This is a genomic window from Paenibacillus sp. SJS-P3, from assembly GCF_056711585.1.
The window spans coordinates 3,936,354-3,948,610 of record NZ_CM160043.1 but is presented as its reverse complement, the minus strand read 5'-3'; the positions used below and the strand labels follow the sequence as shown (position 1 = coordinate 3,948,610).

Below are 12,257 nucleotides of genomic sequence, written 5' to 3'. Positions count from 1 at the left end.
AGCTCCTTGGCCGCCGGAATCGGAGCCGCTGTCCGCAGCGGAACCGCCGTAGCCACTCGTTCCGGTATCCCAATCCCGTTCTCCGTCGCCTCCATCGCCGAGCGACGGCAGCAGCTCCGCCAAGTGGCGGACGACGCTGCCGCGGGTAATAAGTCCGATGAAGCGTCCGCCTTCGTCCACGACAGCGACGTTGTGCAGCCGGTGGCTGGCGAGCAGCTCGACGGCCTGCGCCAGCGGAGTGCCCGACTGGACGACGTAGCGCACGGGCATCATGACGTCGGACACGGTCTTTTCCTCTTCGCCGTACCGGTCCAGAACGTTGTAGATCGACACGCTGCCGAGCAGGCGCCGCTGGCGGTCCACGACGTACAGGGAATCCACCTTGCGCCGCTCCATCGTCAGAATCGCCTCGGCCAATCCGCGGTTCGGATACGTGATGGCCGGCTGGGTGACCATGACGTCGTTGACGGAAGCGGAAGGGGAGTCGACCGAAGCGTTCGCTCCTTCAAGCTGCAGCGCTTCTTCCTGTCCGACACCCGCGTCCAGACGCTTCTGCCCGATGAAGGTGCGGACGAAGTCGTTGGCCGGGTGGCGGAGAATCCGATCCGGCGTATCGCTTTGCACGACTTCTCCGTCCTTCATGAGGACGATGCGGTCGGCGATCTTGAGCGCTTCGTCCATGTCATGCGTGACGAAGATGATCGTCTTGTGCAGTTCCTGCTGCAGCCGCGCCATGTCTTCCTGGAGCTGCTCGCGGCTGAGCGGATCGAGGGCGCTGAACGGCTCGTCCATGAGGATGACGTCCGGATCTGCCGCCAGCGCGCGGATGACTCCGACCCGTTGCTGCTGGCCGCCGCTCAGCTCCGAAGGATAGCGGTCCCGGTATTGGTCGGGATTCAAGCCGACCATCTCCAGCAGCTCGTCGACGCGGCTCGCGATCCGATCCTTGTCCCAATGCTTGAGGCGCGGAACGGTGGCCACGTTGCGCGCGATCGTCATATGGGGGAACAGCCCTACGCTTTGGATGACGTAGCCGATGCTGCGGCGCAGCTCTACGGGATCGATCGATGCGATGTCCTTGCCGTCGATCGTGATGGAGCCGCTGGTCGGAGCGACAAGGCGGTTGATGAGCCGCATCGTGGTCGATTTCCCGCAGCCGCTCGGTCCGATGAGGACGGTCATCTCGCCTTTGCGGAATTCGAGGTTGATATCTTTGAGGGCATGGAAGCCGTCGTCGTACTTCTTGTTGACATTCTTGATAACAATCATGGCACGCAACCTCCGCCCGATTCCTGAAGTGGTAGTTAAAGTATGGCCTTCCAGCGCCGTTTCATCCGCAGAAATTCCTTGCCGGCGACACTGGGGCCGGCCGGTCCAAAGCCTCCCGCATCCGCGGCGGGGCACGGTGAATTCGGGCTTCACGCAAGTTGCGGCGGGAGACGTATTGGCGCTGCTTCCCCGGTTAATGCTACAATTTAACTCTAGAGGAGGCGATTGACGTGGCGTTTTGGCAGCCTTCCAAGTTGACGGTCTATCTGGTCGCCGGCGTCGCGACTTATCCTTCCACGTTTCAGGAATGCAGGCGCATGCTGGATCGGCTCTTTGGCGAGCAGGGCACGGAGGTGTCCATGGAGGTGCTGTTTCCCTACGGCGATTATTCCCGCAAGCTGTGGCGGCAAGTATGGGAGGTCCGGTCGGATCTGACCCGGCTGCTGTTCCCGAGCCGGATCGGAGCCCGCGCGATGATCCGCGATCTCGGGCGCTCTTATGCGGGCGGACCGGTGCTGCTGCTCGGCCACAGCGGCGGAGGAGTCGCGGCATGCCGGGCCGCGCGGCTGCTGCTGGAGCAAGGCATTCCGGCGGATGACATCCGGGTCGTCCAGATCGGGTCTCCCCGGGTGCCGGTTCCGGATGAGCTGCAGGAGAGCAGCGCGTATTTCTACGCGCTCGACGGCAGAGGCCGGCCGGACGATCCCGTGACGCGGCTAGGGAGCTGGGGAGGCTGGCTGCGGCTGCCTGGCGGAATTCCAGCCTGGAACCGGATGCGCTACGCGCCGGGTTATGTGAAGGGGCTGCCGGTCATCGGCGGGCATACGAATTATTTCCGCCACCAGCTTCCCTATGTGGACGGAGACTCCCGCAGCAATCTCGACAAGACGATCAGCGCCGTGGCGGACTGGTTGAAAGGCGACCTGCCTTCCGTTAAACTACAAAAAGGTAAGTAAATATAATTCGATTAGAGAAAGGGGCAGGCCCATGTACGAGATTCGCCGCAACGCGGACCGTTCCCATCGCGAGAACGAGTGGCTGAAGAGCAGCCAGAGCTTCAGCTTCGGGGATTATTATGAAGAGAGCAACCGCAGCTTCGGCTCCATGGTCGTGTTCAACGAAGATATCGTCGCCGGCGGCAGAGGCTTCGGCGCCCATCCGCATCGCGAGATGGAGATTGTGTCCGTCGTCCTCAGCGGCAGGCTGAAGCATGAAGACAGCTCGGGCGGCAGCGCCGAGACGACCTACGGCGGCGTTCAGCGCATGACGGCCGGGACAGGCATCGTGCATTCGGAGGTCAATCCCGACCCGGACGAGCCGGTTCATTTCCTGCAGATCTGGTTCACTCCCGAGACGAGGAAGCTGGAGCCGTCCTACGAGACGAGCTTTTTCGATCCGAAGTCCATCCATGGACAGCTGCTGCCGATCGTCTCCAGGGATGCGGCGGGACCCGGCGCTGCCGGCATCCATCAGGATGTGAATCTGTATCTGAGCGAGCTCGGCGGCGGCCAAGGCATCATCCACTACACGCGCGAAGAGCGCCTGCTGGCCGTCTTCGTGCTGGACGGCAGCCTTGGCGCGGAAGGCGTCGACGGCGAGCTGGCCCAAGGCGACATGCTCCGGGCTTCGGGCTTCGACAAGCTGGAGCTGAAGGCGGGCCCGGACGGGACGCGGCTGCTGCTGATCGACATGGCTCCAGTCAAGGGAGGCGATCCGGCATGAACGAGCGGCTTCTGATCAAGCTTGTCATCGGCCGGACCCTCCTCGATACAGGGGCGCATTCGCTTGCCTTCCAGGTGGAAGAGGGCGGCAGGGGATGGATCATCACGGTGTCCAACCTGGCCGCTGCAGACGCGTCCTACATCGGAGACAATATCGATCAGCTGAACTTCTTTCATTTCGTAAGCGACGATGGTTCCGGACTTATCCGCAAGTTCTGGCTGTACGACCTGGACAGGCCTTCGTATGTGTACGATCCGGCGATGCAGGAAGCGGTATTCGAGGTGGATTCCCGGGTAGCCTACTCCAACGAGAAGGTGTAACCGCCCAGCAAGCGATTTCATAGGATAGGGAATGAGGAAGGAGGAAGGGAATCATGGCAAATACGTACACGTATACGCGGCGAGAGGAAGTGGCCAATGCGGTCACGCATGGAATCGGCACGGCGCTGAGCGTCGCGGCACTCGTGCTGCTCATCGTGTTCGCGGCCGAGAAGGGAACGGCGCTGCATGTCGTCAGCTTCACGATCTACGGAGTGGCCATGCTGCTGCTGTATGCGGCTTCGACGCTGGTGCACAGCTTCCGGGAGGGGCGGGCCAAGCAGGTTCTGGAGGTGCTGGACCACTCCTTTATTTACGTGTTCATCGCAGGCACATACACGCCTCTGCTGTTCCATATGGTCGGCGGCAAGCTGGGGTGGACGCTGTTCGGCATCATTTGGGGAATCACGATATTCGGCGTGCTGTTCAAATCGTTTTTCGTGACGAGATTCCTGTTCACCTCGACGATCCTGTACATCGCGATGGGATGGCTGATCGTATTTGCCTGGGGCCCCCTTACGGCTCGCCTCGCTCCCGGCGGAGTCGCTCTGCTCATTGCCGGCGGTCTGCTCTACACGGTCGGCACGGTCTTCTATGTATGGCGGGGATTCCCGTACCATCACGCGGTATGGCATCTGTTCGTGCTGGCCGGCTCGGCCGTCCATTTCTTCGCGATCCTGCTCTACGTGCTTCCCTGGAGCTGATGCCGCCGTATGCGGCTCGGCTGCTGTCAGCCGTTCATAGAGGCAAAACAAAGAGGCTGTCCCATAAGTCATGAAAATGACTGGGGGCAGCCTCTTCGCTTTTTCCCGCTTATCCCTGCTCTGCGGACGAAAAACTTCGCCTGCTACAGCATATCGGAATCGATGATGCGCCAATGGAGGCGTACCGCCTGCTCCAGCTTCTCCTTGTCGCGGCTGCGGAACAGCTCGGCGATCAGGCGGTGCTCGCCGTTGATTTCCTGCAGGAGGGCAACCAGCCTTTCCTTGTCCTCGCTGGCATAGGATTGCCGCAGGAATCCGTTCTTGAGGGAATCCAGCATCTCGATCAGGGTGGAGTTGCCGCATCTGCGGAGGTAGTATTCGTGGAACTGCGCCTGATGCTCGTAATAACGGCTGAAGTCATAGGCATCCAGATCGTCCTGAATCGCCGCGACCAGATCGTCGAGAGCCTCAAGGTCCCTATCGCTCAAGTGATCGACAGCCAGCGTGGCGGCCAGCGAATCCAGCGTTCCGATCAGGAGGGAGTAATCCTCCTTTTTTTTCTGGTCGAAAGCTTTGACGGTGAAGCCCCGTCGAGGCAGGTAATCGAGCAGGTTGTCCGAGCTGAGCTGGAACAAAGCCTCGCGGGTAGGCGTCCTGCTGATGTCCAGCCTCTTGCATATTTCGGCCTCGTTGATCTTGGAGCCGGGAAGCAGCGTTCCTTCCTGGATCCGCTGGGCGATGTACTCATAGACATGATCCTTGAGGGACTGGTACTTCGGCTGCATGCCTTCACTCCTCTGTTGAAGCGTTGCTAGGTTATCGTGCATGGATATGCAATTTATTTGTATAAATACTCCATATGACACATATTATCATCGGTTTTAAGCTTCATCAAGGGCATAAAAAGAATAATGATGACAGTTGCATGTTCGGTTTATGCACATGAATTCCATTAATCAAGAAAATCATTGTTAGATTCCATTTTCTATGTTATTATTCCTTTCATACGCGATAAGCGCTTCCATACTAGAATATTGTATACAAATGAAGCGTGTTTTAACCCTCCGGATCTCTGTTGGCCGGGTGGAGGCAGGGCGCCTGGATGTTTCCCGCATCCGGGATTTTTTATCCGTCATATTGTATACAAAATACAATATGCATTTAAAGGAGAGAAAAAACATGCAATCCGCAGAAGCCATCGCTTTATCCGAGCGGCATGCCGCCCGCAATTACCACCCTCTGCCCATCGTCATCGAGAAGGCCTCCGGCGTCTGGGTGCACAGCCCGGAAGGCGAACGCTACATGGATATGCTGAGCGCTTATTCGGCTCTGAACCATGGCCATCGCCATCCGGTGCTGATCCGGGCGCTGCAGGACCAGGCTGCCAAGGTGACGCTGACTTCCCGGGCCTTCCACAATGACGCGGCGGCTGCGTTCTACGGCAAGCTTGCCGACTTCACGGGCAAGCCGAGAATCCTGGCCATGAATACGGGCGCCGAGGCGGTGGAGACGGCGCTGAAGGCCGCCCGCCGCTGGGGCTACACAGTCAAGGGAATTCCGGAGGATCAGGCGGAGATCATCGTCTGCACGGGCAACTTCCATGGAAGAACCCTCGCGATCACCTCTTTCTCTTCGAGCGAGGAATACAAGAGAGGATTCGGTCCTTTCCTGCCGGGCTTCAAGCTCGTTCCTTACGGCGACCTGGAGGCGATGGAGGCGGCGGTCGGGGAGCATACCGCTGCCGTGCTCATCGAGCCGATCCAGGGAGAGGCGGGAATCGTCATTCCTCCGGACGGTTACCTGCGCGGAATCCGGGAGCTGTGCAGCCGCCGAGGCATGCTGATGATCGCCGACGAGATCCAGACCGGCTTCGGCCGCACCGGCAGGCGCTTCGCCTGCGATTGGGAAGAGGTGGAGCCGGACATGTACGTGCTGGGCAAGGCGCTGGGCGGCGGCATCATGCCGATCTCGGCCGTGGCGGCGGATGAAGGCGTGCTCGGGGTGTTCGAGCCGGGATCGCACGGGTCCACATTCGGCGGCAACCCGCTTGCCTGCGCGGTCGCCTCCGCAGCGCTGGACGTCCTGGAGGACGAAGCTCTGGCGGAGCGTTCCGAGCGTCTCGGAGCTTATCTGCTGGAAAGGCTGCATGCGATCCGGAGTCCCCGCATCCGGGAAATCCGCGGCCGCGGGCTGTTCGTCGGCATCGAGCTGGACCGTCCCGCGCGAGAGTACTGCGAAGCCTTGATGTCCAAAGGCCTTCTGTGCAAGGAAACGCATGATACGACGATCCGTCTTGCCCCGCCTCTCGTCATTGCCGAGGAGGAGCTCGACTGGGCGCTTGAAAGACTGGCGGAAGTGCTTGAAGCCGACATCGACCACAAAGGAGACGGTAGCGATGATGAAGATGACGACGGACATGAATGAGCGGCAGCGGAACGGGCAGCGCAAGATTCAGCTGATTCGAGTGCCATTCTGGCTCGGCGGGGGCCGTGCAGGTACGGAGCTTGGACCGGAGAGCATCATCGAGGCCGGACTCAAGCGGCAGCTGAAGGCGATGGAGCTGGAGCTGGCGGAGGAATGGGAAGTCGACGTGCCGGGAGATGCGGTGGAGCCGGCCCCTTCCGGATGCTTGATGAAGCACAAGGCCGAAGTGGCGGAAATGGCTGGCCTGGTCGGAGAGAAAGTATATCGCAGCGTCAGTTCAGGGGCTTTTCCCCTCGTGCTCGGCGGAGACCACAGCGTCGCCATCGGAACGCTGGCCGGCCTCAGCGGACATTACGGCAAGCTGGGAGTCATCTGGTTCGATGCGCATGGGGACTTGAACCACGAAGGCACGACCCCCTCGGGCAACATGCACGGCATGGCTCTGGCGGCAGCGGTCGGACACGGCTCCTTCACGCTCGCGGACATTCCGGGAGCAGGGCCGTTGATCCGTCCTGAGAATGTCGTTCTCGTCGGCGTGAGGGAACTGGATCCCGGTGAAAAAGAGTTCATCCGCTCGTCCGGCATAACTTGCTTCACGATGCATGAGATCGACCGGATGGGCATTCATGCGGTCATGGAAAAAGCGATCGCCGCAGCCGGGCGGGATGCCGACGGCGTTCACATCAGCTTCGACCTGGACTGTCTCGATCCCTTGCAGGCTCCGGGAGTGGGGACGCCGGTTCCCGGAGGACTGAGCTACCGGGAAGCCCACTATGCGCTGGAGCTGCTGGCGGAGAGCGGAATCGTCACTTCGATGGAGCTGGTAGAGGTGAATCCGGTGCTGGATCCTGCGCGGCGGACGGCCAGGGCAGCGGTTGAGCTCGCGGCTTCCTTGCTCGGCAAGCGTATTTTATAGGCGGAAAGGTTGCGATCCGGGCTGCTGCATGATTATACGGAGCAGCCCTTTGCATTAAGCTTGATTTTATCGTTTGTTTGGTTGCTGTTTGGTTCATTTCAACGAGCAAAACCATGAAAAAAGTCGTTTGCTGTCAAGGAATATACCGAATCGTAATAATTGAAAAGATAGATTGAGAGAATAGGATCGCAATGTTATAATTCCTACCATACGTTATACAGTCTTTAGTATATTGTATACATAATAAGGGGGAATGAAATCTTGTCCAGCCGCTTGAAGCTGAATAGAAAGCTGTTGTCTGCCGTCATTGCCGGTTCGATGCTTGCATCGCTGCTGGCTCCTGCGGCATCCGCCGCGCTGCCGAGCGCTTATGATTCGGCGACCGTCCAAACAACGGATGCACAAACGAGTGTGCCGCTCAACGGATCTCTAGTGCAGGGAGCGCCTGGCTACGAGGCGTACCAATACATGATCAATCTTACGGATACGATCGGCACGCGGCCGGCGGGTTCCGCCAAGGAAAATGAGGCGCGGGATTATATCCAGGAAGAATTCGCCGCAATGGGGTACAGCCCCACCGTCACCGAGTTCGTCTACAACTCCAAGAACGGCGGCAAAAGCTACAATGTCGTCGCCGAAAAGCATGGCGCATCTCCGCGCACGATCATCGTCGGCGCTCATTACGATTCCGTGAAGGCGCCTAGCCGCGGCGCGGACGACAATGCCTCTGGCGTCGCCGTCATGCTTGAGTCTGCTAAAGCGGTATCGCAGCAGACGGTTCCATACACGATCAAATTCGTTGCCTTCGGTTCCGAGGAAGCCGGCCTGCAGGGCTCCAAAGCCTATGCAGCCGCCATGTCCGAGGCCGACAAGGCCAATACCGTGGCCATGATCAACCTGGACAGCCTCGCTGCCGGAGACCATATGTATGTCTACGGATCTGCCGGAAAGGGCGGCTTCGCGCGCGACCAGGCGCTGGCCATCGCCGGCACGCTCGGACTGGACCTGCAGACTCAGAACGGGGACAATCCCGAGTATCCTGCCGGGACGACCGGCGACTGGAGCGACCATGCTCCGTTCAAGAACGCCGGCATTCCGTACGCTTATCTGGAAGCGACCAATTGGGCGCTTGGCGACAAGGACGGCTACACCCAGACCGAGAAGGACGGAGCCATCTGGCATACAGCCAAAGATACGCTGTCTTATCTGAACGCCAATTATCCCGGCAGGGTCGAAGAAAGGCTGAGCACCTTCGCGTCCGTGCTGACGAACCTGCTGCTGGAAATCGAAGAGCCGTCCGACAAGCTGACCTTGAGCAGCGACAAGGCCTCGATCACCGAGAAGCGCACGATTACGGTCGATATGACTCTTCCGTCCGGAATTTCCGCGACGGATGCCGTTTATATGAATTGGACCTATGGCGGCAAGCCTCTCAGCGACTGGAAGAAGTACAATGCGCAGAAAGGCGATTATTCCGGAGCTCCCTTCATCTATCTGGAAGGCAAGCCCGTTGTAAGCGGACGCCATCTTACCGCCAAGATCACGTTCGACCTGCCCTATGACCGCGTCAACGTGTCCGGCAGCCCCTACCGCCAGCTGTATCCGAAGCTGCTCGGCACGAACGTGCTGATGGTATCCGATACTGACGGCGTACCGGTCGCTTCGGCGCCGATCAAGCTGAACGTCTATGACACCTACCGCACTTATGACGAAATCAAGCCGGAAATCGACCGCATAACGGCTGGCGCGAAGAGCGGCCGCTACATCGAGACCCGGGTGCTCGGCAAGTCCGTCCAGGGCCGCGACATCAACTTCACGATTCTGGCCAAGGACAAGGCGTCCGTCGACCAGTATGTGAACGAGACGCTGCCCGCCATGATCGAAGATCCGGCCGGGCTGCAGGAGAAGATCCGCAGCGGCAAGCTGACGGACTACAAAGTGCCGGTCTGGATCAACAACATCCATCCGGACGAAGCTCCGGGCGTGGATGCGATCCTGAACTTCTTTGAGGAAATGACCAAGAAGGACACGATCCAGTACGGCACGACCGACAGCTCCGGAGCCGCGCGCCAGGTAAGCTTCGATGTGGCGGATGCGCTGGATGACGTCATCTTCCTGCTGAACTACACGCAGAATCCGGATGGCCGCTACCTCAATACGAGGGCCAATGCGAACAGCTTCGACCTGAACCGCGACAACTCGTACCAGACGCAGCCGGAGACGCAGATCGTCGCCAGCGAGATCGCCAAGTGGTCGCCGCTGTCCTTCCTGGATTTCCACGGGTTCGTCGGCCAGTTCCTGATCGAGCCGTGCACGCCTCCCCATGATCCGAACATCGACTACGATCTGCTGATCGACAGCATGGTGGAGCAAGCCGATGCGATGGGCCGCGCCGCTGTCGCCAACACGAAGTACGATGTGTACCACATCCCTTATCTGGAAGCCGAAAAAGCGGCTGCAGACCCGAGCTACAAGCCGATCGCCAACGCGACGGGCTGGGACGACGCTTCGCCTGCCTACACAGCCGTATTCGCCATGCACCAGGGCGCTCTCGGCCATACGATCGAGATTCCCGAGCTGAATGAAGATTCGACGACGGCACTGCTGTATACCGCGCTTGCTTCGACGGATTACGTCATGGCGAACAAGCAGAAGCTGTTCCTGAACCAGCTGGAAGTGTACAAGCGCGGCATCGGGAACGTGGACAGTCCGACTGTCGACAAGTATCTGGTCAATGCCAAGCATGAGTCCATCGGCCGCCCGCGCGCCGAAGGCAAAAGCTTCTTCCCGGAGTACTATGTCCTTCCGGTCGACGCATCCAACCAGAAGAACGCTCTCGAAGCGGTCAATATGGTGAACTACCTGATCCGCAACAGCATCAAGGTCGAGAAGACGACCGATTACGCAACGATTGAGGGCAGGACGTATCCTGCCGGCACTTATCTTGTTCCTATGCATCAAGCCAAGCGCAGCTTCGCCAATCTCGTCCTGTATGACGGCATCGACGTTTCCGACTTCAGCGAAATGTATGCCGACATCGTACAGAGCTTCTCTTATATGAGAGGTTTCGACCGCTACGCGGTCTACGTCAAGAACGCGTTCGCCGGCAAAACTGAAGCGGTAGCGAAAGCAGACAAGCCCGCATCGGTTATCAACGGCTCTTATGCCCATTATGTCATCCGCAGCAGCAACAACGATGCGATCCGGGCGGTCAACGAGCTGACGGCTGCCGGCAAGGCGGTTACGCTCCTTACGGCAGGGGGACCGGATTACGAGAAGGGCGACTACCTCGTCTCGTATGCGAACCTGAAGCTCGTCAAGGACAAGTATTCCCTGGTTACCATTCCTTGGTATTCCGCGAGCTCCGTCCCAAGCGGCAAGCTGCTGAAGTCCGCTGCCGTATCCGCATCCGGCGTTCCGGCATTCGCGCTCAAGGATCTCGGCTTCAAGATCGCGGCCGATCAGGCCGCAGCGGATGTGCTCGTCAATACGGCCGGCAGCAAAGCCTTCATTGAAGCCGGCAAGCCTTTCATCGCATATGGAAGAGCGGCGATGAATACGCTGAAGGGGACGGGACTGCTTCCGGGATTCGATTTCGCGACTACGGGCAGCACCCATGAAGGCTTGATCAAAGCGGTCCTGAACCAGGACAGCGTCATCTCCGCTCCATATCTGGGAGATGATTATCTGTACACCCAATCCGGATCCTATATCAAATCCGTGCCGGAAGGCGCCGAAACTCTGGCCTCGGCAAGCGCTGCAGAAGATTTCTTCATCGCCGGCTGGTGGCCTGGGCATGACGTCGTCAAAGGCAAGGTCATGGGCTTCAAACTGGCCAACGCGGCCTTGAACGTGACCGTCTTCGCCGCCGAGCTGACCAACAAGGCCCATCCTCAGGCTCAATACCGTCTGCTCGCCAATGCCATCTACGCGGCAGCGCCTGCAGCGGCAGCCGCTTCCATGGACGATGGAGACGGCGAGATCCCGACCTCGTCGGTTTCGCCTTGGACACCGGCGCCGACCGTAGCACCGACGGCTACGCCTGCACCGACCGCGACGCCTGCGCCATCGCCGTCGATTCAGCCTTCGGCTTCTCCGACGCCGGCGCCGGCTCACAGCTTCCGCGATCTCGACTCCGTCAGCTCTTGGGCTGGAGATGCGATCGCAGAGCTGTACGCCAAGGGCATCGTCAAAGGACTGGACGAAAACAGCTTCGGTCCTAAGAAGGAAGTAACCCGCGCCGAGTTCCTGACGATGCTCGTGCGGGCGCTCAACGTGCCGAGCGGGACGGCGAGCATGTCGTTCGGCGATGTGAGCCGGAATGCCTGGTACTATGACGCTGTCGCTGCCGCTGTGTCGGCAGGCATCGCCAAAGGCACGGGCGAGAGCAAGTTCGAGCCTGGCCGGGCGATCACGCGGGAAGAAATGGCGATCATGGCGGCGAATGCGTTCAAGCTGGCTGGCAGCATCGCAGCTGCGGATTCGTCTGCGGCGCTTGCAGCCTATAAAGACAGCGGCAAGATCGCTTCCTATGCCAAATCTTCCGTAGCTCTGCTCAGCGAAAAAGGAATCCTCACGGGAACGGGAAGCGGCGGATTCGAGCCGAAAGGCAAGGCCAACCGCGCTCAGGCTGCCGTCATCATCAGCCGGCTGCTCCACGCATCCTGATGGATTGAAATGAAAGAGGGAAAGAACTGTTCCGAACAGTTCTTTCCTTGTTCATTTCTTGCTTTTAACCATTACTAGCAAGAGTACATGATAAAATATCTTTATTCGTAAATAACTTCATCTTAAAAAGACGTAAATGGCATCATTTTGAAACTTGCGCTTCAAACGTTGTGATTGCTTATTATCGGTGTTATACTGGCATTCGTAATTATTTATTCGTTTTTTCGCATATTTACT

General features: G+C 59.0%; 8 protein-coding genes and 1 pseudogene. 7 read left to right on the top strand and 2 right to left on the bottom strand.

Translation table 11 applies throughout. The annotated features are described in order from the left end of the window. Nucleotides 1-99: 99 nt before the first annotated feature. A pseudogene (locus tag AC06G8_RS18205) lies at nucleotides 100-1,269 on the bottom strand (betaine/proline/choline family ABC transporter ATP-binding protein); the annotation flags it as partial. 230 nt (nucleotides 1,270-1,499) lie between these two features. Between AC06G8_RS18205 and AC06G8_RS18200 the strand changes: the two are divergent. From AC06G8_RS18200 to trhA, 4 genes are read left to right on the top strand one after another with little or no spacing between them, the layout of a single operon-like run. After that, nucleotides 1,500-2,225 (top strand): alpha/beta hydrolase family protein, encoded by a 726-nt coding sequence (locus AC06G8_RS18200; RefSeq protein ID WP_076353496.1) that lies wholly within the window; start codon nucleotides 1,500-1,502, stop codon nucleotides 2,223-2,225. Nucleotides 2,226-2,256: 31 nt separating this feature from the next. Then, on the top strand, nucleotides 2,257-2,991 hold the full coding sequence (locus AC06G8_RS18195) for a pirin family protein (RefSeq protein ID WP_480283480.1): 735 nt from the start codon (nucleotides 2,257-2,259) through the stop codon (nucleotides 2,989-2,991). Next, nucleotides 2,988-3,311, top strand: a complete 324-nt coding sequence (locus AC06G8_RS18190; RefSeq protein ID WP_480283479.1) for a hypothetical protein — start codon at nucleotides 2,988-2,990, stop codon at nucleotides 3,309-3,311. Before AC06G8_RS18195 ends, AC06G8_RS18190 begins: the two co-directional genes overlap by 4 nt. A 53-nt stretch (nucleotides 3,312-3,364) precedes the next feature. Continuing rightward, entirely contained in the window at nucleotides 3,365-4,012 is a 648-nt protein-coding gene (gene trhA, locus AC06G8_RS18185) for a PAQR family membrane homeostasis protein TrhA (protein WP_480283478.1), read from the top strand. A 143-nt stretch (nucleotides 4,013-4,155) separates the two neighbouring features. Here trhA and AC06G8_RS18180 read toward each other — a convergent pair whose 3' ends face one another. Further along, a complete protein-coding gene (locus tag AC06G8_RS18180) occupies nucleotides 4,156-4,797 on the bottom strand; it encodes a GntR family transcriptional regulator (protein ID WP_447664991.1) in 642 nt (213 codons plus the stop codon). A 394-nt stretch (nucleotides 4,798-5,191) separates the two neighbouring features. Between AC06G8_RS18180 and AC06G8_RS18175 the strand changes: the two genes are divergently transcribed. From AC06G8_RS18175 to AC06G8_RS18165, 3 genes are all read left to right on the top strand, one after another. Then, nucleotides 5,192-6,436 carry an ornithine--oxo-acid transaminase gene (locus tag AC06G8_RS18175; RefSeq protein WP_447664990.1) on the top strand — a complete coding sequence of 415 codons (1,245 nt, stop codon included), beginning with the start codon at nucleotides 5,192-5,194 and terminating at the stop codon, nucleotides 6,434-6,436. Next, nucleotides 6,408-7,352, top strand: a complete 945-nt coding sequence (gene rocF, locus AC06G8_RS18170; protein WP_480283477.1) for an arginase — start codon at nucleotides 6,408-6,410, stop codon at nucleotides 7,350-7,352. The genes AC06G8_RS18175 and rocF overlap by 29 nt, the downstream gene beginning before the upstream one ends. Nucleotides 7,353-7,613: 261 nt before the next feature. Further along, nucleotides 7,614-12,020, top strand: a complete 4,407-nt coding sequence (locus AC06G8_RS18165) for a M20/M25/M40 family metallo-hydrolase (RefSeq protein WP_480283476.1) — start codon at nucleotides 7,614-7,616, stop codon at nucleotides 12,018-12,020. Nucleotides 12,021-12,257: the final 237 nt, after the last annotated feature.

What these genes read in the sequence shown, in the direction of transcription:
- AC06G8_RS18175 (WP_447664990.1), top strand. Translation starts at nt 5,192, where the DNA reads ATGCAATCCGCAGAAGCCATCGCTTTATCCGAGCGGCATGCCGCCCGC.
- AC06G8_RS18180 (WP_447664991.1), bottom strand. Translation starts at nt 4,797, where the DNA reads ATGCAGCCGAAGTACCAGTCCCTCAAGGATCATGTCTATGAGTACATC.
- rocF (WP_480283477.1), top strand. Translation starts at nt 6,408, where the DNA reads ATGATGAAGATGACGACGGACATGAATGAGCGGCAGCGGAACGGGCAG.
- AC06G8_RS18195 (WP_480283480.1), top strand. Translation starts at nt 2,257, where the DNA reads ATGTACGAGATTCGCCGCAACGCGGACCGTTCCCATCGCGAGAACGAG.
- AC06G8_RS18190 (WP_480283479.1), top strand. Translation starts at nt 2,988, where the DNA reads ATGAACGAGCGGCTTCTGATCAAGCTTGTCATCGGCCGGACCCTCCTC.
- trhA (WP_480283478.1), top strand. Translation starts at nt 3,365, where the DNA reads ATGGCAAATACGTACACGTATACGCGGCGAGAGGAAGTGGCCAATGCG.